The organism is Syntrophomonas wolfei subsp. methylbutyratica (assembly GCF_001570625.1).
Classification (GTDB): Bacteria; Bacillota; Syntrophomonadia; order Syntrophomonadales; family Syntrophomonadaceae; genus Syntrophomonas; species Syntrophomonas methylbutyratica.
In genome coordinates this window covers 68487-93815 of sequence record NZ_BBQT01000004.1, presented here as the reverse complement: position 1 = coordinate 93815, position 25329 = coordinate 68487, and the positions used below count along the sequence as shown (strand labels likewise).

Below are 25329 nucleotides of genomic sequence, written 5' to 3'. Positions count from 1 at the left end.
ATATTACTCAAGCCGTAAACGATAATTTCAAAGAAATAAAGATGAAAATCAATCATATCTTTCCTTCCAGCCAGTTGGGAAGAGGAAGATGCTTGCATAGTATAGAATATTGATTTAACTAGATTAGGAGAGGTAATAAATAAGGATGAAGATCGGAATAGATATAGACAATACCATCACCCACACCACGGAAATGATTATGCATTACGCCCGGATATTCGGAGAGGAACGAAAGCTTAACACTCTCCCGGATTTAAACTACTATTACTTGGAGGATGTCCTGGGCTGGGATGAGAGCACCGCTGATTTGTTTCTCAACACCTACCTGGGAACCATTTACCGGGAGATGAAGCCCAAAGAAGAGGCAGTGGAAACAATTAAACAATTGAAGCAAGAGCACGAGCTCATACTCATTACTTCCCGTAACCAGAATTTTCAGAAGGTGGAGCAGGTTACGATAGATTGGCTGAGGCACTATGGTATCCCCTATGATGATTTGATTTTAAATGCCACCCCCAATATGCACCACTTCAGCAAGCTGGAGGTCTGTATGCAACATGGAGTGCAGCTTATGATTGAGGATCACCATGACCTGGCCTGGGAATTGAGCCGGGCCATGCCGGTGATCTTGTTCGATTATCCCTATAACCGTCATCTCAGTTCAGATAGTATTATACGAGTAAAGCACTGGAACGAAGTTTTGGACCGGGTTAAGCAACTCCCCGCCAATACCAGGCGGGCTTAAACTTGATTCCGCATGACCTTACGCTACAAGCACCAATAAACTGTGTCAGGGTAAAACCAACCTTGTGTACCTGTATACTTGCCCGGTCTACTTGCTGTTGCCAGCCGGGAGAGATATAATTTTGCCCAAAGATGAGAAGAAATGATTTAGCAAATAAAAATGAGGAGGACGGAATGATGGGGGATAAGACTTATAATCCTTATGAGCATGCGCAGGCGCAATTTGACCGGGTAGCGGAAATCATCGGTTTGGAGGGAGCAACACGAGAACTGCTCCGCCAACCCATGAGAGAATATCACTTTTTGATACCGGTCAAAATGGATAACGGCAGTACCCAGGTTTTTCGTGGCTTTCGGGTTCAGCATAACGATGCCCGGGGACCGGCCAAAGGCGGAATCCGTTTTCATCCCCATGAAACCGCGGACACGGTTCGGGCTCTGGCCATGTGGATGACCTGGAAATGTGCGGTAGTCGACATTCCCCTGGGTGGCGGCAAGGGCGGAATAGTTTGCGACCCGCGCAACTTGAGTGATAATGAACAGGAGAGACTTTGCCGGGGATGGGTAAGACAGGTGGCTCGAAATGTTGGCCCCAACCTGGATGTGCCCGCGCCTGATGTTATGACCACTTCCAGGCATATGCTGTGGATGCTGGATGAATACGAAGCCATTCACGGGGGAAGGTTTCCCGGCTTCATTACCGGCAAACCGGTGGGAATGGGCGGTTCCCTGGGCAGAACCGAGGCTACCGGATATGGAGTAGTATATACCCTGCGTGAGGCCCTTAAAGAAAAAGGCATCAATATTGCCGCTACCACTGCCAGCATACAGGGATTCGGCAATGTAGCGCAATATGCGGCCCGCCTCTACAGCGAACTGGGCGGCAAAGCTATCGCTGTATCCTGCTGGGATCATGTGGATCGCAAACCTTACACCTTCCGCAAGAAAGACGGCATAAATGTGGATGAACTCTGTGGGATTACCGATATGTATGGAGGTATAGACAAGAGCAAGGCTCAGGATCTGCGCTACGAGGTTTTGGAGGGCGGGGCCTGGTTGGAGCAGGCGGCGGATATCCTGATGCCCGCCGCCCTGGAAAACCAGATCACCATCGCCAATGTGGAAAAAATCAGCCCTCAGGTAAGAATCCTGGCGGAAGGGGCCAACGGTCCTACCGCACCGGATGCCGATGAAGTAATCAAAAAACGGGGTATTTTTGTCATCCCTGATTTCCTGGCCAATGCCGGGGGGGTAACCTGCAGCTACTTTGAGCAGGTTCAGTCCAACAGCAATTACTTCTGGGAAAAGGATGAAGTCTTAGAAAAATTGGACAGTAAAATGACCGCTGCTTTTAAAGCCGTCAGTGAATTGGCCCGGCAGAGCAGCCTGTATATGCGTGATGCCGCTTATGTAATCTCCATCAACCGGGTGGCCCAGGCGGCCCGGATGCGGGGCTGGGTGTAGAACTTACCCTCACTCCTCACCTAAGAAAATGTCCGGGAAGAAGCCGGAATGTAGCGAAACCGGCTTACTTCCCCTCGATACCCTGCCAGAAGGCCAGGGCCGCTTCCCCCAGAGAAATCGGGTTATATCCTCCTTCCAGAACAGCAAAGACCCGACCGGCGCATTTTTCCCGGGCAAATTCCCCCAGCAGTCGCCCGATTTCGTGATAATCCTCCGTATCCAGCAGCCTCCCCCAATCCTGGCTGTGCTGGTCAAAACCTGCCGATATGCCCAGGAGATCAACTCCCCGCAGGTGGGCCAGCAGTTTTTTCAATCCTTGCAAGTAATTCGGGGCATTGTCCCCATCCAGATGGTAATAGGAAAAGGCGGGACGATTATTAAGATGATTATTGGTGCCATCTCCAAAATGGAGATCAAAATCTATTACCAGGGCCGAATTAATCGTTCCCTTTTGCAATTGTTTTTCCAGCGCAATGGCAATGTTATTAAAATAACAAAAGCCCCAGAAACCATCCGGGCTGGCATGGTGTCCGGGAGGACGGCATAAAGCAAAGGCCGGCTCGCCCGCTGCCGCCAGTTCTGCGGCCTTAATGGCGGCTCCGGCAGAGAGCAGGGCCATTTCATAGACCTGCCGGTTGAACCTGACCCGGTTCAGGTGATGCTGGTTGTGTACCAGCAAAACATCACTGTCAACAGCCGGAGCGGCCTGCTCCAGGGGATAATCTTCCCGCAATAACTCCAGGGCTTTGTCCAGGCGGTGCTCCGAGGCTGCCGGGTCACTACAATAGCAAGACAAAAACCGGGGTTCAAAAATCACCTTCATCTGCTTTAATCCTCCTTCATTCTTCTATCAAAAAGTTTCGACACAGCGCTGCAACGAGACGGGAGATTATTAACCGCCGACTACTTTGTTAATAGGAAACCGGTCACTTAAAGAAGCGGGAAACATATTTAACCTTCGTTATAAGCGGTAAAAAAGGACATGATAACCCTTTCTTCCTTAATTCGCCAGTAACAGTTTTTTCCCTGCCCGGTTAATAAGAAAAGTGAGGAGTGAGGGGTAAGGAAATAAGGTTATTTCCGACTATACCTTGCTGTTCAAGAGCCTGCTGACTCACTTTCGGTGGTTGTGGCCTCCGGCCATGGGGGTTAGCAAGATAATATATCATGGGGACGGTCTTACTTATATTATAACTATCAAGGGTTAATCGGCGTTAGGCTTATTGCCCTTGTTCAGATTCAATGCTTGTGTTTTAGCCGGAAAAATAAATCTTATCCCCTATCATCGTTTTAGGACTATAATAAGAATTGTAGTTTATTCCCCATGCATTTTCCCCGTTGGAGCGATGGCCGTGCTTGATATAAAGAAAAGTCTGAAGAATTTTTTCGGTATTAATTCCAGCATGATTTCCATGCTCGTCATGGTAATCTTAATCGGTATGGGCGAGAAAATGGCCGAGCGCTTTTTGCCTCTCTACCTGATTGCCCTGGGCGGCAGCATCTATGCCGTCGGTTTCCTGAACGCTATGGATAACTTTTTAAGTGCCATCTATTCTTTTCCCGGAGGATACCTGGCGGAAAAATTGGGTTACAAGAAATCCCTGATGCTTTTCACTGTCATAGCCCTTTTCGGCTATGCCATAGTTATAATCATTCCCCGCTGGCAAGCGGTGCTGGTCGGCTGTATCTTTTTCATTTCCTGGACGGCCATTTCCCTGCCAGCCATAATGAGCCTGGTTTCCCGGGTTATGAGTAAAGATAAAAGAACCATGGGTGTTACCCTGCATTCGCTGGTCAGGCGCATTCCCATGGCTCTGGGGCCAATCATCGGCGGCTTGCTCATCGGAGCTTTCGGCAAAGTAGAGGGCATTCGCATCGCCTTCTGCCTTGCTTTTGTTCTGGGCCTGCTCTCTCTGATCGTCCAGTATTATTTCATTGAAGACAGCGAAGAAAAACAGGAAGCCCATCTGCACGCCCGGGATATATTCTCCTCTTTCTCTCCAGGGCTGCGCAGCCTGCTTCTATCCGATATACTAATCCGCTTTGCCGAGCAGATACCTTATGCCTTTGTCGTCCTGTGGGTGGTGGAAGTAAATAAAATATCTGCTTTTCACTTCGGCATATTAACTACTATCGAAATGATTACCGCCGTCCTGGTATATATCCCGGTAGCCTATCTGGCGGACAAATACGGCAAGAAACCCTTTGTGTTGATTACCTTCGTCTTTTTTACCCTCTTCCCTCTGGTTCTCTATTTCTCGCATAGCTTTGCCGCTCTGGCTTTCGCCTTTGTCATCCGCGGCCTCAAGGAATTCGGCGAACCCACCCGCAAGGCTCTTATTATGGATCTGGCTCCCGAAGACCTGAAAGCAGCTACCTTTGGTACTTATTACCTGATCCGGGATGTTATCGTCTCCCTGGCTGCTCTGAGCAGTGCCTGGCTCTGGCATATTTCCCCCGGCACCAACTTTATTACCGCCTTCTTCTGCGGCCTGGCCGGAATGCTTGTTTTCGCCCTCTGGGGCAAGGATTTGAAGTCCGAAGTACAACAGGCTTAGTTTTCCGATTTTCCAGTCCCCCCAAACCCCCAACTTTAATAGCTACACCCGCAGGGTGAAACAGCAGGAATTAAACAAACAGAAAAAACCGCCGCCCGGCTGTCCCCTTATTAGAGACTGGCCGGGCGGCCACAAATTTCCCCGACTCTTTTCACTTTGACCTGTATTTGATTCCGCTGCAAAAAGTAATAATTATGCATTTGCTTGCATAAATATTCCGCTCGCAGTCTACGCATGGGCAACACCAACGGCTCGACTCGCAGCTCAAGGGGTACCCGAAGGGTGAAGCATCCATGCTTCGCCAACGCTCGCTTTGCATATTTATACAACCCTATGCAACAAAAAGGGGTTTTTGCAGTAGAACCGTATTTACATTGTCCCTGGATTTACAGCACCTTTGCCAGCAGTTCCGCCAGCTGGGGATGGCCGATTTCCTCCAAATCATAGCGCACTCTCACGGCCGGCTTGTCTATGGACATAACCCGGCGCAGATCAATAGGGGTTCCGATAACTACTACCTCCGCCGGTGAGTTGTTAATGGTCTGTTCCAATTCTTCAATCTGTGTCTTCCCATAACCCATGGCCGGAAGTAATCGGGATAAATGCCCATATTTGGCAAAGGTTCCTTTGATGCTGCCCAGCGCATAGGGACGGGGGTCTATCAATTCGCCCGCACCTAATTTTTCCGCCGCAATAACCCCCGCGCCATAAGCCATCTCCCCATGAGTCAGGGTGGGACCATCTTCCACCACCAGAACCTTCTTGCCCTTAACGGAATCGGGGTTTTCCACCGTAATCGGGGAGTTGGCCATGATGATTTTAGCCTGCGGGTTGTTCTTGATTATAGCTTCCTTGACCGCTTCTACCCTGGCGGGGTCGGCGGAATCAATCTTGTTAATAATAGCGATATCGGCCATACGCAGGTTGGTTTCACCCGGATGGTAACTAGTCTCATGCCCGGGGCGGTGGGGATCAACCACTACTATGTGCAAGTCGGAAGCATAAAAAGGAATATCATTGTTGCCCCCATCCCAGAGAATCACATCCGCTTCTTCCTCCGCCTGGCGCAGAATAACTTCGTAATCAACCCCGGCATAGACCACCATGCCGTTATCGATATGGGGTTCAAACTCTTCTCTTTCTTCGATGGTGCATTTGAATTTGTCCAAATCCTCATAACTGGCAAAACGCATGCATAGCTGCTCCTCCAAATTGCCATAGGGCATAGGATGCCTGATAATAGCCACTTTTTTGCCGCTGGCAGTAATCAGTTCCGCCACATACCGGGTAGTCTGGCTTTTCCCGCTGCCCGTCCTCACCGCAGTAACCGCTACCACCTTGCGTTTGGACTTGAGCATGGTCGTTTTTGGCCCCATCAAGCGGAAATCCGCCCCCGCAGTCATAACCAGAGATGCCTGGTGCATTACATATTCGTGGGATACATCACTGTAAGCGAAGATTACCTGGTCCACATCATATTTCTTTATTAATTCGGGCAGCTCTGCTTCCGCGTAAATGGGTATGCCTTGCGGATACAGCTTGCCGGCTAATCCAGGCGGATACTGTCGTCCTTCTATATCCGGAATCTGTGTAGCCGTAAAGGCTACCACCTCATAGGCCGGGTTATCCCGAAAATAGCTGTTGAAGTTGTGAAAATCTCTCCCGGCTGCACCCATAATGATTACTCGAGTCGCTTTCATTAAAACCCACCTCTCTGGTTTTTTTATAGTAGCCCGGGTACCGACCATTCCTCTACAATTCGGAAGTGGTAAAACCTTAACCCGGATCTGCTCGGTTAGTAAGAAATCACTTTTCATCTCTGCACTCAGCATCTTTATATTGGTTCACAGATTATCAGATATGCTGAGTGCCAGCCATGGGGTTAGTATGAAAATAAACTTTCTGACGCTGGATGTCTCCGCCCCGGCACTTAGAAAGGATAATTCTCTATTGACTTAACGAGGTTGGGCTAAGTACCGGACGTGATAACCTTAATAGCGTCCGCATGAAGAAAGCTTTGTCAACAACCCCGTCCCCCCCGTCATTCCGTTTTCCGTTTTCCGTCTTCCGTCTTCCATTTATCCATATCCCAGGAAAATACTTGAATATCCCGGCGCCATTCCCAGCCCTGATTCTGGTAAAAACCCGCCGCCAGCTGGTTATCATTGAAAGCGAAAAGGTGTATTTTAGGGGCTCCCAGCTTACGCAATTCATAGAGTACCTCTTTAAGCAGCTCCCGGCCATAACCCTGGCCCTGGCAATCAGGGTGCACCGCCAGGTGGTAAATATATCCCCGGCGCCCGTCAAAGCCCCCGAGCACGGTCCCCAGCAAACGCTCTCCATCCTTCAGTAGCAGACAGGTGGAGGGGTTTCTTTCCATAAATAAGCGCAAGGATTCCTCTTCATCACCACTACCCACTCCCAGCCCGGGTATGCATCTCCATAATTCGAGCATTAAAGGCAAATCTTTTATGCCCGCCCTCTCTATCCGGCAAGGGCCAGTCACCATCTTCTCCCCTTCTCTATTTTCTTGTGATTTTGCTTGTATAAATATACCGCTCGCAGTCGCCTGCTCGCCTTCGCCGGTACAACTTAATTGTATCCGCTAGGATACACCAGGAGTACCCGAAGGGTGCAAGGTGCTGCACCCATGCTTCGCCATCGCTCGCTTTGTATATTTATGCAACCTATGCAACAAAAGGGGTTTTTGCAGTGGAACCACAGCTTTAAACCATTAATTCCTGCAGCAGTTCCGGCGATGGCTTATTCACTATGCTAGCCACCGTTTGACCCTGGTAGCTGAAAACATTATAATCCTGATCGGTAATCTCGCCGATTACGGCGGCAATGCCATTTCTACTGCGAATGGCCTCCAGTACTTCGTCCACATCTTCCGGCTGGACTTGAAGCAGCATGCGGGCTTGAGTTTCACAAATAAATATCTCTTCCGGGGTAATATTAGCCTCTCTTACCGGGACTTTATCCAGTTCCACCCGGGCTCCCAATCCTCCAAAGCGGGCTGACTCACATACCGCCGCTCCAATTCCGGCTGCGCCCAGGTCCGAGCAAGCCTTGATTTTCCCGGTGGTGAAAGCGGCCAAGGTAGCCTCCATAGTGGTTTTCTCCTCCGCAAATAAAGCCAGAGCCGGCTGCATTACCGGCACCAAACCGGCTCTATACAGGGTATCGTTGCCATCAGTACCGGTCCCCCCGATTATGATGATTTTATCACCAGCAGATTTTGCCGGTTTGGTAAGGGGTTTTTCCGTAACTTGCTGGCCAATTACCGCCACTACCACAGCAGGTACTATATCACTGAATGAGGTGGAAAAGCCACCTCCAACCACAAATACGCCCATGGTTTCACACATTTTGGCCATCCCTTCAAGCATCAGATTAATCCTGTCCTGGCTGCTCATTATTTCACATTGGCCACAGGTACATTCTCCGGCAAATCCACAGGGGCCAACAATAACTTCTTGTTCCAGGGGACGCGTACCGATGAAATCCAGCAGGAATATGGGCCGGGCTCCCATGGCTACCACATCGCGCATAGCCCCCCCGGCTCCGGTAGCAGCAGCGTCATAAGGCCGGGGTACGCTGGGTGAACAGTGGCTTTCCATTTTCGCGGTAATAAAGCAATCTGTACCTGGAATACGAAATACGGCGGCATCATCATTGGCATCAGGCCCTACCAATAAGGCTCCGGGCCAGATTTGCTCTACTTTTTGATTTAGCTGCTTGAACAAGCCAAAATTAATCGCCTTATCTGTGTTGTGATGCAGGTGTACAAACAAAGCATGCATTAGCGCCTTTTCCACTTTATTCATAAAACAACCTCCTCATAAGAATAGTCGTGGGATTTCTTCATTCACTAAGAGATTTTTTTCTTTGCCTGAACTTAAGCAGAAGTAGAGAAATTCCTCACTTTTCTCCTTAATTGTATAGTATCCGTTCCTTCCTGATAAGGGCTTTCTCATGTATACTTTCAAAATATATTCTTTCGTTAAACCTATTTTTCCCCGGAGGGCTGGGGATAATTCCCCACAGCAAAACGCTGACTATGGAATATAGAGACAAGAAGAAGCGTTATTCCTCGTAGTTAAGTCCTGGGCCATTCCACCACAAAAGATGTATCTGCCCCCGGAGTGCTGGTAGCATAAATCCTTCCCTGCTGTTGTTCTATAATTGATTTCGCAATAGCCAGTCCTAAACCATAACCCCTGTTTTCCCGGCTCCGGGATTTATCCACCCGGTAAAAGCGTTCGAATATTTTTTGCAGATCTTCAGCGGGAATCCCTTCACCCGTGTTGCTTATCCGCATCTCTATTTTATTTTTGTCACTGGCCAGCCGAACGGTAATGCTCCCGTTGGCCCCGGTATTCTTTATGGCGTTATCAATCAAGATGCTGATGACTTTCTTTATGTTCTCCTTCTCCCCATTGAAGAAAATATCTTCTTGAATTTCTTGCTTCAGGCTTATATGCTTTTCATAAAAAATAGCTTCAAAAGCCAGGAGAGTGCTGCTTAAAGTCTGGCTTAAATCAAACCGGGTGAAAAGAGTTTTCGCTTCCATATAATCAATTCGGGCGAGGGCCAGCATATCATCGACCAGGTTGGCCATACTATCCGTCTGGGAAGAGATATAGTCAATCCACCGGGACTGGCTTTTAACGCTTTCTTCGCTGTTGGCGGTTATCAAGGCCAGATTGGTTTTTATTACGGCCAGCGGGGTTCTGAGCTCGTGGGAAGCATCGGCAATAAATTGCCTTTGTTTTTCAAATGCCTCTTGAATGGGTTGGATGGATTTATCGGCCAGGTAGATGCTGATCAGGAAAAGCAGCAGCAGGCTGATACTACCCACCAGCAGAAAAGTCAGCAATAGATTCATCAGCATCCGGTGCTGGGGAGTCCGATCCACAAAAACTATCCTGGTCCCGTTGCCGGTATCATGCTTCAGAAAAGCGTAATAGCTCTCCTCAATCCGGATTTTGCCTGACAAATCCCGGCTTTGCACCGCCTGCTCAACTGCCTGTCCAATTATCTGCTGACTCATATTCATGAAGGAAAAACTTTTCACCATATGGCCCTTTTCATCCAATTCAGCCACCATACTGCTGGCCAGAACAGGATTATCCGGAAAAGGACGAGGGGGAGCGAACATTATAGTGTTCAAGGCAAACTCTGTTTGTCGTTCTCCGGCCACCGCGGTTAAGAGGTAAATAACGCTGAAGATGACTAAAAATACTATGGTCAGCAGCGACATATTAATGATAACAAATTTTTTTCTAAGCTTAGCAAACACTACTCATACCTCCAGCTTGTAACCGATTCCTCTCAAGGTGCTTATAGCCGCTTGGGAGCCTATATGGGCCAGTTTTTTGCGCAGAAAAGAGATATATACTTCAATGTTATTGTAATCAGCCTCAGAATCAAAACCCCAGACCTTTTCGATCAGCTCATCCTTGCTTAATACCCGATTGGGACGATAAACGAAATATCTCATTATATCAAATTCTTTTCGAGTAAGCCTTACACTGCTATTCTTGCCTTCCAGTTCATAAGTCGATAGATTGAGGGTAAAGTCAGCGATATCCAGGGTGTCATCCACGATCATTTCGCCTTTACGGCGGCTCAGCGCCCTTATTCTAGCCAGCAATTCTTCCGCTGCAAATGGCTTCACCAGATAGTCATCCGCCCCGCTATCAAGACCGCTCACTTTGTCCTCTAGTTCACCTTTGGCCGTAAGCAACATAACTGGGCTGGATATGCCGTTCAAGCGCAATTGCCGCAAAATTTCCAATCCATTCATCCGCGGCAGCATAATATCCAGGATAACAAGATCATATATTCCGGTCAGAGCATAGTCGAGCCCGGCTTCTCCATCGCAAACTACATCAACGGCATATCTATTTTTAATAAGCAGCTCACTCAAGGCTTCCGCCAGCTGTCTTTCATCTTCCACCAGCAATAGTCGCATATTATTCCTCGCCTTCGCGGGCATGGGGACGGTTCTTTGCCCGCTTCATTTTCTTATTATTTATCCCTCATACCCAGAGGGCACGAACACTAGTAATAATGAATCAGATGGTACTTGAGCGGCAAAATTGTTTATTTGGTACAAGCTTAACCCCTCATTCCTACGCCTTACGCCTCATCCCCATATTAACATGCCAATCTTAAAATATCTTTAAGCTTAAGATTCATTTAAGAGAGCTATTTTATGATGGATATAGCATTAATCTTAAGGAGGTGATTCTGCATGGAGCAACCCAAATTAAGGCATGAAATCAAACACTATATCAATACTTCCGATTATATTACTTTGCGCAACCGGCTAAAACATATCGCACGGCGGGACAGCTATGCCGGAAGCGATGGCAGCTACCGGGTACGCAGCCTGTATTTTGACAGCCCGGATAACCGGGCCTTGATGGATAAAATCAACGGAATAAGCCGGCGGGAAAAGTTTCGCCTGCGTTTCTATAATAACGATCCATCCTTCATCCGCCTGGAAAAGAAAAGTAAAATTAATAGCCTTTGTTGGAAAGAAAAAGCCCCCTTGAGCCGGGAAGAGTGTGAAAAACTGCTCGGCAACGATATCAACTGCTTGCTTTCTTGCCATAATGCTTTGCTGCAGGAGTTCTATATCCGGATAAAGCAGCAGCTCTTACGCCCCAAAACTATAGTCGATTATAGACGCGAAGCCTATATCTATGAACCGGGTAATGTGAGAATAACTCTTGACAGCCAATTGCAAAGTACTCTTTTTCCCCGGGATTTCCTGAATCCAGAATTGGCCACTATAGCCATAGCCCCGGCGGCTATGCTTATTTTAGAAGTAAAGTATGATGAGTTTCTACCGGAACTGCTAAGAGATATCATCCAAACCAACCAGCGCCGCAGCAGTTCCATTTCCAAGTACGCCGCCTGCCGGGCATTGGGCTGATCTGAGACAGGGACGGTCATCTTCCCCGCAGATCTTTTTACCTTAGTTTTTGCCCTGCGCGGGATAAGAAAAGAAAAAAATATAATGGGAGGTAAGAATTAAGTGAACCCGATCGAGCAATTCAATTTTAATGACATCTTTAAATCCAGCTTTTTAGATAAAATAAGCTCGTTCTCTATGCTGGATACCGCTATAGCCCTGGGACTGGCTTTTATACTGGGGCTCTTTATTTTTATGGTTTATAAAAAGACCTTCAAGGGAGTCATGTATTCCGCCAATTTCGGTGTTTCCCTGCTGGCGATGACCCTTATAACCACATTAATAATCATGGCCATCAGCTCCAATGTCATTCTCTCCCTGGGTATGGTCGGCGCCTTGTCCATAGTCCGTTTTCGTTCCGCTATTAAAGAACCCATCGATATCGCCTTTTTGTTCTGGGCTATTAGCATCGGTATTGTACTGGGAGCCGGGCTTATTCCCCTGGCCATCTTCGGTTCCTTATTCATCGGGATAATCATGCTCTTCTTCGTAAACCAGAAGAGCAGCGACAACCCCTATATACTGGTAATAAACTGCACTGACGACGAGAGTGAGCAAAAGGCCTTGGACTATGTGAAAGGAAAGGTTAAAAAACATGTGGTGAAAGCAAAAACGGTTGCGGCCAGCAGCGGAGTGGAGCTGACGGTGGAAATCAGGTTAAAGGATATGTCCACCCAATTTGTTAATGAAGTCAGCCGTATCGCCGGGGTAAATAATGCGGTACTGGTAAGCTACAACGGTGACTATATGTCTTAATGGCGGTGAGAGCAATGATAACGAGTAAATACCTGAATACCCTGGTGCTAATACTGATGTCACTTGCTGTTCTGGCTGCGAGTTTCCTGACGCTGTACCCCCACCATCCGGATAGCGCTGCCCCAGCCGAGCCTGAATATGCCAGTAAGCTTTTTAATAAAGAGCAAATCATGGAGATTAATATTGAAATGGAGCCGGAGGATTTTGACTGGATTATAGAAAATGCTACCCGGGAAGAATACCGGCAGGCGGATATTACTATAAACGGCAATACTTATCACAATGTAGGCATCAGGCCCAAAGGCAACTCCAGTTTGAGAATGGTGGCGCAGGATAAAAACAGCGATCGTTTCAGCTTCAAGGTCAAATTTGATGCCTATGTCGAAGGGCAAGCGTGTATGGGCTTGAACAAGCTGGCTTTAAATAACATTATTATGGATAAAACCTACATGAAAGAGTACCTGGCCTATGAAATCTTTGACTATATGGGAGTTGCCACCCCTAAATATGCCTATGCCAATATAAGCATTAACGGCAAACCCTGGGGCCTGTACCTGGCAGTGGAGGCTATGGAAGAGAGTTTTGTCAAGCGTAATTATGGCAGCCTGGAAGGGCATCTATATCGCCCGGAGGGGGCCGGTTCCGATTTGAAATGGGCCGGGGAAGATGCCGCCAACTATACCGGCATCAGAAAGATGGCGGCCTATAATGTCACCGACAGCGATCTTAAAAAGATTATTACCATGATTGAGCAACTGAATAATGGAAGTGAGCTGGAAAAGTATCTGGATATCGATTCCATATTGCGATACTTTGCCGCAAATAGCTTTCTGGTTAATTTTGACAGTTATGCCGGCAGCCTGAAACACAACTATTACTTGTATGAAGAAAACGGGGTATGCACTATTCTGCCCTGGGACTTCAACCTGGCCTTTGCCGGGCATGAGATAAGCAGCGCCCAGAAAGCTGTGAACTTCCCCATCGATACACCGGTTACCGTTAATCTGAGCGAGCGCCCCCTGATTGGCAAACTGCTAGAAATACCCGAGTACCGCAGGCTGTACCATAAATATTTGCAGCAGTTGACCGAAGACTATATTAACAGCGGCCGCTTCGAAGATAGCGTAGAAAAACTGGATAAAATGATTAACAGCTCGGTGAAAAATGACGCCACGGCTTTCTACAGCCATGCGGAATATGAGAAATCGCTCCCGGTATTGGTAGAGTTTGCCCGCTTGCGGGCCCAGAGCATCCAGGCCCAGCTATCCGGTGAACAAGCAGCCACGGCAACAGGGCAAAATGAAAACAGCACCCCCAATATTGACGCCAGCGGCATTGATTTAAGCGCCCTGGGAGGTATGGGCGGCGGCAGAGGGGGCGGAGCCCGGCCCGCTGATGGCGGCGGAGCCGCCATACCTGGTATGGTTAAACCTGAGGGGGAAACCTTGAAAGGGCCAGGTGCTCCCCCGGAAGGTCCGGGTGTTTTCCCCGGAGGAAACAGGCCCGACCCGGAAACTATGATGAAGGCTTTTGAAATTATGCGGGAGGCCGAAGGCGGCCAATTATCCACGGCCCAGATAGCCCGGCTCCAAGAATTGGGCCTGGACGACAACATGATAGATAGGATGAGAAATAGGCCCGCGGCCATGGAGGGGCGAAATGAATGGGCTCCTCCCGGGGATAGAGCCAATGGCCCGGATCAGAGCGTTTATAATAGGAAACTCAACCCAAGCCCCCATATGAGGGTAAAAAATAAAATATGAAGCTATCACATTACACAGAACGCCGCCCAAAGGACTAATGGGCGGCGCTTACGTATGGATGACCGTAACTTCGGGCCAATTTGGCCTGAAGTTACGATTATAGATTTATTGTCACAATATATATCGCAATATATCGCAACCAGTCGCTTTTAGACATTAAAGCAATAGGATGTCAAAAATATAATTCAGCAAAGGTGCAAATATTTGCATGGATCTATACACAGTTGTATCAGTTGCGACAATTGCCGGATTATGTACAAACATATCAAGAGCTTTTCCTTATTCTATTCGGCTCAAATTCCCCCGCCTGAGGCCGAATCACGTAAACGCCTGGCTATATCGCTGCACTGTACAAAACGTTTGTAATGAATACCCGATCTTCTCTGATATGGAAGAACACAGAAAAGTTATCAACAGGCATTTGCCTGAGTTCCAGCACACGTTCTTCTTCTGTCTCCATTAACTTCACACGTTCCGGGAACGTATCAAGAGTTTCAATTGCGTCAGCTATTCTGTTATACTGTCCCATAGCCACTTCCGGTGCCTGTAGCTGCACTGCGATATAATTATAAATCTCCTCCATATCGGAAAGTGCCATGTCAGTTATCTGAATCTTATACTGCTTCATACGCGTATCTTCCGAAATTTCCGAAAGGCAGCAGATGCATCCTGCACATTACCTTTTTCGATATCGTTATATCCTTCCTTTAACTTCGCATGAATTTCTTCCGTTGTCATCATATCAGCATTTACGGAAACCGGTGCTTTCGGCAGAGTTACAGCAAAAGGTATTCCGCCGGTCATTGAAATCTGCTTCAGATAAATATCTATCGCTGTGGACATAGGTATACCGAGTTGTGAAAGAACTTCCTCAGCCCTTCTTTTTACGTCAGGGTGAACTCTTAAGTTTAAAGTCGTAGTCTTTTCCACGCTAATCAGCTCCTTCTGATAATATTGTAACGCTTTTGTCGTTACTCCTTCAAGAAAAATTTTGAATTAGCTTAGCCCTAAACCTGATGGGTATTCCATGAGTTTTTCCATATGATAGTATCCGCCCACACTCACAGCGAAAACTATTGAATTGTCAATCGTGGATCTACCGTAATCCCATAGAAAAAAATTTCAAAGCACTATTGACACACATCCCTACATGATGTAGAATGTCATTGTCTACACGATGTAGTATAATGAATGGGGGTGACTTTTATGAGTAAACTTCAAAAGATGTCGGACGCTGAACGAGAAGTCATGCAATTTGTATGGGCGGCTGGCCGCTCGGTTTCCTCTGCAAAATTACTTGACGACTTAAAAACGATTAACAGGGAGTGGAAGCCAAACACGGTTTTAACATTTCTCGCCCGATTGATAGAAAAAGGTATTTTGACCTCTGTACGGCATGGGCGGTCAAACGAGTACATACCACTGATTACCGAGAGCGAATACAAACAGTTTGAAACACGAACTTTTCTTAACTCTGTACATGACGGTTCTGTAAAGAGTTTTATCACAGCCTTATACGAGGGCAACGACTTGACCGCCGAGGAAATAGCCGAACTAAAACAGTGGTTTTCACAAAAGGAGGCAAAAGAATGAACACAGCGTTTATCGCCGTACTTTTGATGTCGGCAACGGGTATCTTGCTTGTTTTGTGCTTGGCGCTTTTGCGTCCTTTGACAACAAAAACGCTAACCGCAACATGGCATTATTGTATGTACATCTTAGTGGTATTGTTTCTGCTTGTTCCTGTTGGAATTGTTGGCGGTAATCTTTTTTCAAATATGCCAAGTACGACGAATCAGGGGCTTCCAAATGTGCCTGTCATCCTTAATGATATGATAACCGTACAACAAACGGATATATTACTACCACAAACCGGGCAGGCTTTACCGCAGACGGACCCTACTGCCGTAACGCCTGCCGCGCCTGTAACGACTGCCTTTATACTAAAAACAGTTTTATCATTTTTGCCGCTTATATGGCTTGTTGGGGTTTTCGTGTTCATTATTTTGTATGGTATTCAGCTTGTCCGGTTTAGACGGAAAATCATGCGGACAAGTTTGCAAATTGATGATACGGGAACACTTCTGGCACTAAAAAACTCGATGACTGAAATGGGTATAAAGGGCAAACTCCGGTTATTGTCAAACAATATCATTAAAACACCCATGCTTGCCGGCCTGTTCAAAACATTTTTAATACTGCCCGAAGTGGAACTGAGCGAAAGAGAGCTTAAAGTTATTCTCAAACATGAGCTTACTCATTTCAAGCGGCGTGATTTATGGGTGAAATCTCTGACGCTTGTGGCAAACGCAATCCATTGGTTTAATCCCGCCGCGTACCGGCTGACGAAAAACATTGACACTTTCTGCGAGCTTTCGTGTGACGAGCAGGTGGTATCTGATATGAACATGGAAGAACGGCAATTTTATGGCGAAACGATCCTCAATGTCCTGTGCAGGGTTGTAAATCAACATTCGGGCATATACGCTACACTTGCCGAATCAAAAAAAGGAATTGAAAGAAGGCTGACACATATGATGAACGTAAAAAATACCTCAAAACGAATTGTTATTATTTCATTTGTTATCGCTGCTACATTATGTTTTACAGTCTTTGCGATGGCATCATTCATGAATGTAACAGGAGAGGATACCGATTTGAATGAGAACCTCGGCGAATATTCTATAAACGGCATTAACGAACCTAAGCCGGATGATACTATCCGGGATTCGGATGTTATGCAGGAATCAACCGCCAACCCACAGGACGAAAAATCGTCTGTTTCGGAATCAAATACGCCAAACGATAGCAATATCGACGGGAAATATCTGTGGCCTGTAACGGGGTATAATCGTATTTCCGCTGCATATGGTACCCGCATGCATCCCGTGAAGAAGGAAATGGTGTTTCATAACGGGATTGATATTCCGGCACCTGAAGGCACACCTGTACTTGCCGCCGATAAGGGAACAGTCGTCGAGATAGGAGATATAGGAGATAATGAAACAGCTGGTAATTATGTCATTTTGAATCACGGCGGCGATATTCAGACTTTTTACTCGCAATTGTTTGGATTTGCAGAAGGACTTGCAGAGGGCGATACCGTGCAACAAGGCGACGTTATCGGCTATGTTGGCTCGACCGGCAAATCAACAGGCAATCATCTACACTTTAGCCTGACTATTGACGGTGAGTACATTGACCCGATGAGCGTTTTTACACAAGAGAATTAACAAATTTATTGCACATTACATCAATGGAGGTCTTTCACTTATGACCTTATATATGATCGATGCAAAAGAAAAGTCATTTAACTGGAGGGACTAAGTTTGTTTAAGAGAAAATGGTTATATCTTATAATTACAGTGTCATGTGCAATAGCTATGCTCGTAGGTAGTGCCTATGCAGCCCAGGGAATCTTAATTTATATCAATGGGCAATTTACCGGATTAAATGCTCAAATGATTAACAATTCCGTATATGTTCCGATCAGGGCTGTTTCAGAAGCACTCGGAGCGGATGTCAGTTGGATTCAAGAACAGCAAACAGTCAAAGTCGATTCTGATATTAAGATGATTGCATCCCTTCCCGAAGAAAAAACTTATATATATGCATTAAATGAAAAAGATGGAAGGTATGACGTACTAATTTTAAGCATCAACGGGAACAAAAAAGTTTACGATTGGAAGACAATGGCGCATATGACGTTTTTGCCCGACTTGAGCTACATAGATGAAGATAATAATGCAAAACTGGTTAGCTTTTGAGAAGAGACACCCGAACCGCACCGGAACAAAAAAGCCTGTACCTGTTCAGCGGTTTTCTCCGTTGCGCCGATTGCGGCAAGGCTATGACCCGGAGCGAGGTCAAAGGAAATGTATATTACTATTGCCGCACCTATAAAGACCAGTCAAAAGCAGCCTGCACCAAGCACACAATCAGGCACGATCATCTTGGACAAGGCGTATTGTACGCCATCAGGCAACAGGTTTATATCGCGGTAGCCTTTTCCGAAATGGTTTCACGCATTAACACCGCTCCCTTGCAGAAAAGCCAGTCCATACGCCTGAATGAATTGATAGCGGCCAAGGAAAAAGAGCTTTCCAAGATTATGTGCTATAAGCAAAGCATTTATCAGGACTGGAAAGACGGAGAGATTACCCACAAGGATTACCGCCATATGCAGGAGGATTACGAGCGGCAAATGGAAGCCATCAGCGAGGTTATCAGCCTCTACGAAGAAAGGCAGAGCTTGAAAATGGGATTGATACGGAAAACCCGTTCTTAGCAACTTTCAGAAAGCATGAAAACATCGACAAACTGACCAGGGATGTTTTGATTGAACTTGTAGAGCAAATCAAGGTGTACGAAAACGGCAATATCAGCGTCAAACTGAAATTTGCCAACGAGTACCGCCGAGTAGCTGAATACATCCAAGTCAACACCCATCAGAACGCGGTTTAGACAGACCGCATTTTAAAAGGCAGTTTGTTTTCCTAATATAATCGCTCCGACGGCCCCTTCGGAGGTAGAGCTTTAAGCGGCAGAATTACTAGCACAGAAATAGCCTATGTGGCTGTTGCAACATTAAGTATTCTGCTTGGCTTGTTATTTGTCTGGAAATACAAAAGAAGAAAGTATTCCAGTTAGAGCCTTAGCATATTTTCGTTGCTAACAAGTGGGATATATACGCTTCTGATGGGAATTGCTTTCGATTGGGTAGACCATGTTGGTTCCAGAAGGTGAATTGGTAACGGGATTTAATAAAAGCTGTTTGGCGAATCTTGTGCTATACTATAATATTATGTTATAATCCATACATGGGAAGGAGGTTCGATTTATGCCGGAAGAATTCAAAGCAGGTTGTCAAAGGCCCCCTATTAAAAAGCCCCCTATCGCAAATGAAGGAAACGAGCAAAATATTATCAAGGAGGCGAAACCATCTATGGTAAAAGTAGGTAAGCCAGCCCCGGATTTTACTGCTTCTGCTTATTCAGCAGGCAATTTTTTCAACATAAGTCTCTCGGAGTTAAAAGGCAAATGGGTGCTATTGTGCTTTTATCCAGGTGATTTTACCTTTGTCTGAGCTACTGAAATTTCAGCAGTTGCTGAAAAGTATGAAGAGTTCAAGAATTTAGGTGTCGAGGTTCTTTCCTGTAGTGTTGACAGTATCTTTGTACATAAAATGTGGAATGACCATGAATTATCCAAAATGATAAATCGGGATATTCCTTTTGCCATGCTCTCAGACCAGGATGGCAGTATTGGTAAAATGTATGGCATTTATGATGAAGACAGTGGCGTTGAAACCCGGGGAAGATTTATCATTGATCCGGACGGGATTATTCAGGGGTTTGAAGTATTAACGCCGCCGGTCGGCAGAAATGTCCAGGAATCTATCCGGCAGATTCAAGCCTTCCAACTGGTTAGAGCTTCGGGAGGAACAGAGGCAACCCCATCCGGATGGAGACCTGGCAAACAAACACTAAAACCCGGGCCGGATTTGGTCGGCAATGTTTGGAAGGTATGGAAAGTAAGTGAGGCTTTTGAAGAATAAATTGTAAACGCTTTAGTTTATCAATGGGACTATCTGTTAAGGATAGTCCCTATTAATTGTAGACAAAGCCCGTTTTTGGACTGCGAAGCCTGGAAGCGGGTTTTTCTTTCGAAATAATATGAGGCTGATAAAGTAAAAAAAGTTTAGAATGCTACCGGTTGGGGGTGTTCCCTATTTTGAGGAAAAATTGCAAGCCAGGGTCATTCATCAAACCTATGATATTGAACCGGAGAATGATTTTTGGATGCATGTTATGGTATTCGACCGCATCTTGACCAAATAGGAAATTTAACAAATATCATCTTGATGCCCCCAAAAACTATTTCCTCCTTCGTATATATAAATAAGAACAGCTAAAGGAGGAAAGATTTATGAAGAGAACCCTGTCGTCCATACTGGCTCTGCTGCTGGTAGCGTTGCTATCCACGGGGGTAATGGCCAAACCGGATAACGGCCATGGCTTGGGAAACAGCAATAGCAATAGCAATCCAAAAGCAGAAAACAGCCAAAAGCTATCAGCCCCAGGCCAACAAAAACAAATGGAAAGCCGTAGTCAGGAAGAAAAGTCGGTAAAGCAGGAACAAAAAGCTATCAAGCAGGAAGAGAAAGTAGCTAAACAGGAACAAAAGGCGGTCAAGAAATCCCTGCAAGAGCGGGTAAAAACATCCCTATGCGAGGAGTACCGGCTCTATAACAGCGATAATTCCGTTCAAGGCAAAGCTATACGCTTTACCGATAGCCAGCGTCACTGGGGAGCGCGGTGTATCGAAGAAATGGCCGCTATTGGGCTTTTGCGGGGCTATCCTGATGGGACATTTAAACCCGATCAGAAGCTAACTCAAGCCGAAGCTCTTTCTTTGGCCATGCGTGTGGCTGCCGGCGATACTGCCAGGGATGCAAGCGATGAAGAAGTAGCAACCGATGAAGAGCAAAGTAAATTAGCCGATGTTCCGGCCTGGTTAAGGGGAGATGCTGATAAAGCCGCTAAAAAGGGCATTATCAAACTGAACCGTTTCCACTCGGCCGTACAGGCTTCCCGCGTCCAGGTAGTGGTTATGATTGCCAAGGCTCTGGGATTGGAACCGGCAGATACCACCAATATTCCCTTTAAGGATGGCCTTCTCATTTCCCGAGAGGATGTCGGTTATATTCTGGTTCTCTACCAGGAAGGGATTATCTCCGGCAACCCCAATGGGAACTTCAACCCCAACAGTGCCATCACCCGGGCGGAGATGGCAAGCATACTGCAGCGACTTTTGAACAACAAGGGTGAAATTACATCCGTAAGCCTGCCGGCTACAGCCACTGTCCAGCAGGGTAAATCCATCACCCTCCAGGCTACCGTTAAATACAGTGATGGCAGCAGTGATAATAATGTCAATTGGTCCAGTAGTGACAGCAGCCTGGCTACTGTTGAAAATGGAGTGGTTACTGCCGCCGCCGATAAAACCGGTACGCTTACCATTACCGCTACTGCCAGCCGGGGCGAGTCAAGCAAGTCGGCCACTTGTGAAGTTACCGTTGTAGAAAAACTGCCAGTCATCGCTGCCAGCCTGAAAGAGACGGGCAAAGTAGGCGGGCATGATGGGCAGGTATATCAAGAATACATTCTTGAGGTAGATACCAGGCAAATCAGCCTGGCCCAGGATAATGTCAAATCCATCATCCTGCAAAAGGACAATGCTGATGCGCTGCAGCTTACCCCCAATACTGACAGCAGCCTATGGTTTAATGTACAAAAGGCATCTGGTAAATACTGTCTTAAAGTCGTAGACAAAGACGATAAGAACTATGAAGCTATTCTGGACTGGACAGCTCCCGTTAAAGTAACTGCCGTTGCTACCGGCAGGAGCGGAGAACATGATGGCAACAGCTACAGTGAATACAAACTGGGGAATCTCGACCTGTCCAGCTTTACCTGCATGTTCCAGATAAAGCCCGATAGCCAGGTCAGCGAGCTTACGGCCAACAGCGACAGCAACCTGTGGTTTAAAACCAATGCCCAGCTTACCGGCCAGCATATCTTTCTCATAAAAAAGAGCAATGTCTGGTACTCTTCCACTATAAGCATCTAATACTTTAGAGTTATTAAGGCGCTAAATCCCGGTCCCTGCTAAAGTGGGGACCGGGATTCTATTCTTTCTTTAAGCATCGGGGGAAACTGCGGAGCTGTTTCAACACAGCGCTCCAATGAGTTGGGGGATAGAACCCGCCGCCTGTTTTGTTAACCGGAACCGACCTCTATAAAGAAACGGGGTACAAATTCTCATCTCGTTTCGCTATAATTCAGGGCAGTGGCGGGAATAGCCAGGGCCCGCTCCTGCTCTTCACCATTGAGCTTAACGGTTCCAATGGCAAAAATGATGCCTACCAGGCACCCCTTTTCATCCAATACCGGGCTGCCGCTGCTGCCGGGAGCGATGGTGGCATTGATAGTAAACGCCGGCATTCCGCTATCGCTTTCAAAATACTCTTTCACTTCTCCCCGGGAAGATATGCGCTGGAATCCACGGGGATTACCGATAATGGTAACAATTTGTCCCAACTCCACTAGCTGCTCTGTTTCCACAGCCACGAAGGGCAAATCTTTGGCTTTCAGTTTTATCATCGCCAGGTCATAGCCATCAATGATTTCCAGGTCCCGGCTGAAATAGCTCTTTTCATCGCTAAAGCTAACCTTAACCGATTCTGCCCCTTCCACCACATGACGATTGGTAATTATCATCCCCTCGGCTTCCAGGTTAATACCGGTTCCCTGACTGCTCAACGCATCCCCGGTTTTCTTGGCCTGAATATTTACTACCGCCGGTTTACAACGAAGCACCAAATCTTCCTCAGATAAAGCCTGGTCCTGTTGTAAAAAATCCAGATGAGGCGGCCACAAAAATGGCAGCCAGGCATAGGCAAAAGCTATAAAAGCCAACAAAATTACGACAGCTCCGATTTTGAAAACCGGCCGGCTTCGTTTGCTCCCAGCGGAGGCCTCTTCTTCCTCCGGCATTTCCAGGTATTCATCTATCGTATCATCATGTTCCCCTTCGCTTTGCAGGTAATCTTTTTCATCCATCTTCTCACCTTCTTTGCTAGCTTCTGCGTCAAAAAGGGGTTTCTACAGTAGAGTCAGCTATATTTTTTCTTTAATGACTTTTTCATCAATTATAACGCATTGGAGCCATATAATTGACGTTACAAAAATCTGCCTTTTCCTATGTCAAAAGAACTCTTCTGCGATAACCCCATTTTCATGATTGCTTGCACTCTGTAGGCATGGGGTTTAAGCTGCGAATTAAAAAACCGGCATAAGTTATGTAATGCCGAGATAATTCCCTCCCCTACTGGTGTTTGTATATGCTAAAATTACTAATAAATATGAGCTTGCCAATCAAATTGAAGGAGGGTTAAAATTCTATGGCGGACCGGATAGAATTTGTTAAAAATTATAGTGATCTCAGCACTAATAAGGGATTTCAATTCGAGTTTTACTGTGACCGCTGCGGAAGCGGTTACCGGACACGCTTTAAACCGAGTATTACCGGTACAGTAACCGGCGTATTGGATACTGCCGGCAGCTTGCTGGGTGGATTATTTAGTAGTGCAGCTGACGTTAGTGAAAGAGTCAGGTCTGCTTCCTGGGAGAAATCACACGATGATGCCTTTGAAGATGCCTGCAACGAGCTAAAACCTGATTTTATACAGTGCCCGCGCTGTTCATCCTGGGTGTGCCGCCAGAAGTGCTGGAACAAGAAAAAAGGGCTGTGTAAAGAATGTGCCCCTGACCTGGGAGTAGAAATGGCTGCGGCCCAGGCCAGTAAGTCAGTGGAGGAGATATGGGCACATGCTGCCATGGCCGAGGAGGACAAGAAACTTGGTCTGGAGAATTGGCGGGAGAATGTGCGGGCTAGTTGTCCGGAATGCGAGGCGCCCCTGGCCAGCAATGCCAAGTTCTGTCCGGAATGCGGGGCCAAACTTAAAGCAGCGCAATTCTGCCCGTCCTGTGGAGCAAAAGTAAACCCCGGCAGCAAGTTTTGTGCAGAATGTGGGGAAAAATTCTAGCATACCACATCCATTGTTTTTGCCCATTAAATCAAACAAAAATCTTGGAAGCAAAAAGAACGTCCCCCTGCTTTGTTAAGGCGAGAGCTAACGAACTCTCGCCTTGTCTGTTTAGTCATCCAGGTTATAGACTGCTAACCAGAATTTAGCGTGTCCATACTCATCACCAGCAATACTGAGTATCAGGGTCTTGAGCTCTACATCGCTCACCATATTGGCCATTTGTGCATACATAGCTACCGCACCAATTTCATCTGCAATCGCTTCCCATACCATTTGTTTGAAGTTTGGACATGTCATTCCTCTTCACCTCCCAAATTTTTATCCGCCTGGTAGTTTGCGGTAATTTCATTATATGTTTTCCATTTCATTTGGTTACTGCTTCCTCTATGCCAATGAGGCAAACGGAAAGCTTTAATATACTTAAACTATATCCGGGCTCGGAAAGATAATTTAGAAATTATTGTGTTTATATGGAACATTTTCCACGCCAGTACCATAAGATGGTGCATAAATCTTTGGAGGTGGTTATTCCAATGAACTCAAAAGACCTTAACTCCATGTTAGCCACGGCTATGGAAAAGAAATCGAAATTACTGGAACTATATCAGGATATCTCTTCCCAGATGCCAGATCCGAATTTGCAGGAAGAAATAACACGAAACATACTTTCCAGCGAGAAGAAACATGCTGCCTTGCTCCAGAAACTGATGCAGAAGCTTTCTGATAAAGCCACTTCAGTTAATGGGGAGAAAAGTGACCCGGCAAGAACCAGGATAGCTGATCCCGAAACTAAGAACGAGCTTGCTATTGATGTTAATAATGATATAGAGGGTCAGTCCTCTTTTACCGCCGAGTCCCGCCGGGAAGGGAATCAATTAAAAGTCCTAATCATAACCCCCAATCAAGATAGCTATATTAGCAAATATTATGCCAACCACAACTATAGAAACTCACTATCAAACTATATAGGCCGTGATCTTTCCTCCGGGGATATTTATCACTCATTTCTGCACTTTGACATGCAACCACTATCCAAGCAGGCGAGGATCATTAAGGCTAACCTGGTATTAAACCTGTGTAGAAACGAGGTTGCTTATAACAACCCGGTACTAACAATAAGGCCGGTAATTGAAGCCTGGAATGAAAGTACGATCACCTGGAACACGCAACCACAGAGCAGTACTACCGAGCACTATTCTACGGAGATCAAACCCAAGCATTTTCGTTTCCTGAATATTGATATAAGCGATCTGGCCAGAGAATGGCACCAACATCCTGAACATAACCAGGGTTTCATTATCACCGGTTTAGAAAATAATGGATTGTTGGGATTTAGGAGCAGACGGTATTTTGAGGAATCTAAACGGCCAACTTTACTGGTGGAATTTACGCTTGACGGCCACTAAATTGCAGGTTTAATATATGGAGATATGGAGGCAGCTA

25 protein-coding genes and 1 pseudogene are annotated in these 25329 nt (G+C 46.4%); 16 read left to right on the top strand and 10 right to left on the bottom strand.

Translation table 11 applies throughout. The features are described from left to right. Positions 1 to 145: 145 nt before the first annotated feature. Together AWB54_RS04910 and AWB54_RS04905 are read left to right on the top strand one after the other, a co-directional pair. Positions 146 to 745 (top strand): 5' nucleotidase, NT5C type, encoded by a 600-nt coding sequence (locus tag AWB54_RS04910; protein ID WP_061213500.1) that lies wholly within the window; start codon positions 146 to 148, stop codon positions 743 to 745. Between the two features lie 173 nt (positions 746 to 918). Continuing rightward, positions 919 to 2208 (top strand): Glu/Leu/Phe/Val family dehydrogenase, encoded by a 1290-nt coding sequence (locus AWB54_RS04905; RefSeq protein ID WP_201785608.1) that lies wholly within the window; start codon positions 919 to 921, stop codon positions 2206 to 2208. 64 nt (positions 2209 to 2272) lie between these two features. On the opposite strand, the gene AWB54_RS04900 is transcribed toward AWB54_RS04905, so the two are convergent. Continuing rightward, positions 2273 to 3031, bottom strand: coding sequence for a histone deacetylase family protein (locus AWB54_RS04900; protein WP_061213498.1), 759 nt, complete (start codon positions 3029 to 3031; stop codon positions 2273 to 2275). A 529-nt stretch (positions 3032 to 3560) separates the two neighbouring features. Here AWB54_RS04900 and AWB54_RS04895 point away from each other — a divergent pair. Beyond that, complete coding sequence (locus AWB54_RS04895) at positions 3561 to 4766, top strand: MFS transporter (protein ID WP_153014663.1); 1206 nt, start codon at positions 3561 to 3563, stop codon at positions 4764 to 4766. 386 nt (positions 4767 to 5152) lie between these two features. Here AWB54_RS04895 and AWB54_RS04890 read toward each other — a convergent pair whose 3' ends face one another. The 5 genes from AWB54_RS04890 to AWB54_RS04870 all read right to left on the bottom strand — a co-directional run bounded on the left by AWB54_RS04890 (position 5153) and on the right by AWB54_RS04870 (position 10746). Then, the gene (locus AWB54_RS04890) at positions 5153 to 6466 is read right to left on the bottom strand and encodes a cyclic 2,3-diphosphoglycerate synthase (RefSeq protein WP_061213496.1); all 1314 of its coding nucleotides are present in this window, start codon (positions 6464 to 6466) and stop codon (positions 5153 to 5155) included. A gap of 341 nt (positions 6467 to 6807) precedes the next feature. Then, on the bottom strand, positions 6808 to 7275 hold the full coding sequence (locus AWB54_RS04885; RefSeq protein WP_061213495.1) for a GNAT family N-acetyltransferase: 468 nt from the start codon (positions 7273 to 7275) through the stop codon (positions 6808 to 6810). Positions 7276 to 7492: 217 nt separating this feature from the next. After that, entirely contained in the window at positions 7493 to 8596 is a 1104-nt protein-coding gene (locus tag AWB54_RS04880) for an AIR synthase-related protein (RefSeq protein WP_061213494.1), read from the bottom strand. 272 nt (positions 8597 to 8868) lie between these two features. Continuing rightward, a complete protein-coding gene (locus AWB54_RS04875; RefSeq protein ID WP_061213493.1) occupies positions 8869 to 10071 on the bottom strand; it encodes a sensor histidine kinase in 1203 nt (400 codons plus the stop codon). Between the two features lie 3 nt (positions 10072 to 10074). Further along, on the bottom strand, positions 10075 to 10746 hold the full coding sequence (locus tag AWB54_RS04870) for a response regulator transcription factor (RefSeq protein WP_061213492.1): 672 nt from the start codon (positions 10744 to 10746) through the stop codon (positions 10075 to 10077). A gap of 282 nt (positions 10747 to 11028) precedes the next feature. Between AWB54_RS04870 and AWB54_RS04865 the strand changes: the two genes are divergently transcribed. From AWB54_RS04865 to AWB54_RS04855, 3 genes are all read left to right on the top strand, one after another. Further along, a complete protein-coding gene (locus AWB54_RS04865; RefSeq protein ID WP_061213491.1) occupies positions 11029 to 11715 on the top strand; it encodes a polyphosphate polymerase domain-containing protein in 687 nt (228 codons plus the stop codon). A gap of 177 nt (positions 11716 to 11892) precedes the next feature. Next, a complete protein-coding gene (locus AWB54_RS04860; RefSeq protein ID WP_235811102.1) occupies positions 11893 to 12510 on the top strand; it encodes a DUF4956 domain-containing protein in 618 nt (205 codons plus the stop codon). Positions 12511 to 12524: 14 nt separating this feature from the next. Next, positions 12525 to 14273 (top strand): CotH kinase family protein, encoded by a 1749-nt coding sequence (locus AWB54_RS04855; RefSeq protein ID WP_061213490.1) that lies wholly within the window; start codon positions 12525 to 12527, stop codon positions 14271 to 14273. Positions 14274 to 14607: 334 nt separating this feature from the next. Here the strand turns inward: AWB54_RS04855 and AWB54_RS04850 are convergent, their stop codons facing one another. Both AWB54_RS04850 and AWB54_RS04845 read right to left on the bottom strand, forming a co-directional pair. Next, on the bottom strand, positions 14608 to 14901 hold the full coding sequence (locus AWB54_RS04850) for a type II toxin-antitoxin system RelE/ParE family toxin (RefSeq protein WP_338064104.1): 294 nt from the start codon (positions 14899 to 14901) through the stop codon (positions 14608 to 14610). Then, positions 14898 to 15203, bottom strand: a complete 306-nt coding sequence (locus tag AWB54_RS04845) for a type II toxin-antitoxin system RelB/DinJ family antitoxin (RefSeq protein ID WP_061213489.1) — start codon at positions 15201 to 15203, stop codon at positions 14898 to 14900. The genes AWB54_RS04850 and AWB54_RS04845 overlap by 4 nt, the downstream gene beginning before the upstream one ends. A 276-nt stretch (positions 15204 to 15479) precedes the next feature. Between AWB54_RS04845 and AWB54_RS04840 the strand changes: the two genes are divergently transcribed. The 8 genes and pseudogenes from AWB54_RS04840 to AWB54_RS04810 all read left to right on the top strand — a co-directional run bounded on the left by AWB54_RS04840 (position 15480) and on the right by AWB54_RS04810 (position 21905). Next, entirely contained in the window at positions 15480 to 15866 is a 387-nt protein-coding gene (locus AWB54_RS04840) for a BlaI/MecI/CopY family transcriptional regulator (RefSeq protein ID WP_061213488.1), read from the top strand. Further along, complete coding sequence (locus AWB54_RS04835) at positions 15863 to 17506, top strand: M23/M56 family metallopeptidase (RefSeq protein ID WP_061213487.1); 1644 nt, start codon at positions 15863 to 15865, stop codon at positions 17504 to 17506. The genes AWB54_RS04840 and AWB54_RS04835 overlap by 4 nt, the downstream gene beginning before the upstream one ends. Positions 17507 to 17602: 96 nt before the next feature. Beyond that, on the top strand, positions 17603 to 18040 hold the full coding sequence (locus tag AWB54_RS04830; RefSeq protein WP_061213486.1) for a stalk domain-containing protein: 438 nt from the start codon (positions 17603 to 17605) through the stop codon (positions 18038 to 18040). Beyond that, positions 18037 to 18561 carry a zinc ribbon domain-containing protein gene (locus AWB54_RS04825; protein WP_455431851.1) on the top strand — a complete coding sequence of 175 codons (525 nt, stop codon included), beginning with the start codon at positions 18037 to 18039 and terminating at the stop codon, positions 18559 to 18561. The genes AWB54_RS04830 and AWB54_RS04825 overlap by 4 nt, the downstream gene beginning before the upstream one ends. After that, a pseudogene (locus AWB54_RS16815) lies at positions 18537 to 18605 on the top strand (hypothetical protein); the annotation flags it as partial. The gene AWB54_RS04825 and the pseudogene AWB54_RS16815, both read left to right, overlap by 25 nt. 3 nt (positions 18606 to 18608) lie before the next feature. Then, complete coding sequence (locus AWB54_RS16810; protein WP_455431850.1) at positions 18609 to 18737, top strand: hypothetical protein; 129 nt, start codon at positions 18609 to 18611, stop codon at positions 18735 to 18737. A 376-nt stretch (positions 18738 to 19113) separates the two neighbouring features. Continuing rightward, positions 19114 to 19830 (top strand): thioredoxin-dependent peroxiredoxin, encoded by a 717-nt coding sequence (gene prxU / locus AWB54_RS15250; RefSeq protein ID WP_082736027.1) that lies wholly within the window; start codon positions 19114 to 19116, stop codon positions 19828 to 19830. Positions 19831 to 20201: 371 nt separating this feature from the next. Continuing rightward, positions 20202 to 21905, top strand: a complete 1704-nt coding sequence (locus AWB54_RS04810) for an S-layer homology domain-containing protein (RefSeq protein ID WP_061213483.1) — start codon at positions 20202 to 20204, stop codon at positions 21903 to 21905. Between the two features lie 191 nt (positions 21906 to 22096). Here AWB54_RS04810 and AWB54_RS04805 read toward each other — a convergent pair whose 3' ends face one another. Next, positions 22097 to 22897, bottom strand: a complete 801-nt coding sequence (locus tag AWB54_RS04805; RefSeq protein ID WP_061213482.1) for a S1C family serine protease — start codon at positions 22895 to 22897, stop codon at positions 22097 to 22099. A 341-nt stretch (positions 22898 to 23238) separates the two neighbouring features. On the opposite strand from AWB54_RS04805, the gene AWB54_RS04800 reads away from it, so the two are divergent. Beyond that, entirely contained in the window at positions 23239 to 23883 is a 645-nt protein-coding gene (locus tag AWB54_RS04800) for a zinc ribbon domain-containing protein (RefSeq protein WP_011641567.1), read from the top strand. Positions 23884 to 23994: 111 nt separating this feature from the next. Here AWB54_RS04800 and AWB54_RS04795 read toward each other — a convergent pair whose 3' ends face one another. Then, on the bottom strand, positions 23995 to 24183 hold the full coding sequence (locus AWB54_RS04795; protein ID WP_061213481.1) for a ferritin-like domain-containing protein: 189 nt from the start codon (positions 24181 to 24183) through the stop codon (positions 23995 to 23997). Between the two features lie 236 nt (positions 24184 to 24419). On the opposite strand from AWB54_RS04795, the gene AWB54_RS04790 reads away from it, so the two are divergent. Further along, a complete protein-coding gene (locus AWB54_RS04790) occupies positions 24420 to 25292 on the top strand; it encodes a DNRLRE domain-containing protein (RefSeq protein WP_061213480.1) in 873 nt (290 codons plus the stop codon). Positions 25293 to 25329 lie beyond the last annotated feature (37 nt).

Excerpts from the sequence above, each read along its gene's own strand:
- AWB54_RS04910 (WP_061213500.1), top strand. The coding sequence starts at position 146 with ATGAAGATCGGAATAGATATAGACAATACCATCACCCACACCACGGAA.
- AWB54_RS04905 (WP_201785608.1), top strand. The coding sequence starts at position 919 with ATGATGGGGGATAAGACTTATAATCCTTATGAGCATGCGCAGGCGCAA.
- AWB54_RS04900 (WP_061213498.1), bottom strand. The coding sequence starts at position 3,031 with ATGAAGGTGATTTTTGAACCCCGGTTTTTGTCTTGCTATTGTAGTGAC.
- AWB54_RS04890 (WP_061213496.1), bottom strand. The coding sequence starts at position 6,466 with ATGAAAGCGACTCGAGTAATCATTATGGGTGCAGCCGGGAGAGATTTT.
- AWB54_RS04885 (WP_061213495.1), bottom strand. The coding sequence starts at position 7,275 with ATGGTGACTGGCCCTTGCCGGATAGAGAGGGCGGGCATAAAAGATTTG.
- AWB54_RS04880 (WP_061213494.1), bottom strand. The coding sequence starts at position 8,596 with ATGAATAAAGTGGAAAAGGCGCTAATGCATGCTTTGTTTGTACACCTG.
- AWB54_RS04870 (WP_061213492.1), bottom strand. The coding sequence starts at position 10,746 with ATGCGACTATTGCTGGTGGAAGATGAAAGACAGCTGGCGGAAGCCTTG.
- AWB54_RS04865 (WP_061213491.1), top strand. The coding sequence starts at position 11,029 with ATGGAGCAACCCAAATTAAGGCATGAAATCAAACACTATATCAATACT.
- AWB54_RS04860 (WP_235811102.1), top strand. The coding sequence starts at position 11,893 with ATGCTGGATACCGCTATAGCCCTGGGACTGGCTTTTATACTGGGGCTC.
- AWB54_RS04855 (WP_061213490.1), top strand. The coding sequence starts at position 12,525 with ATGATAACGAGTAAATACCTGAATACCCTGGTGCTAATACTGATGTCA.
- AWB54_RS04850 (WP_338064104.1), bottom strand. The coding sequence starts at position 14,901 with ATGAAGCAGTATAAGATTCAGATAACTGACATGGCACTTTCCGATATG.
- AWB54_RS04840 (WP_061213488.1), top strand. The coding sequence starts at position 15,480 with ATGAGTAAACTTCAAAAGATGTCGGACGCTGAACGAGAAGTCATGCAA.
- AWB54_RS04835 (WP_061213487.1), top strand. The coding sequence starts at position 15,863 with ATGAACACAGCGTTTATCGCCGTACTTTTGATGTCGGCAACGGGTATC.
- AWB54_RS04810 (WP_061213483.1), top strand. The coding sequence starts at position 20,202 with ATGAAGAGAACCCTGTCGTCCATACTGGCTCTGCTGCTGGTAGCGTTG.
- AWB54_RS04805 (WP_061213482.1), bottom strand. The coding sequence starts at position 22,897 with ATGGATGAAAAAGATTACCTGCAAAGCGAAGGGGAACATGATGATACG.
- AWB54_RS04800 (WP_011641567.1), top strand. The coding sequence starts at position 23,239 with ATGGCGGACCGGATAGAATTTGTTAAAAATTATAGTGATCTCAGCACT.
- AWB54_RS04795 (WP_061213481.1), bottom strand. The coding sequence starts at position 24,183 with ATGACATGTCCAAACTTCAAACAAATGGTATGGGAAGCGATTGCAGAT.
- AWB54_RS04790 (WP_061213480.1), top strand. The coding sequence starts at position 24,420 with ATGAACTCAAAAGACCTTAACTCCATGTTAGCCACGGCTATGGAAAAG.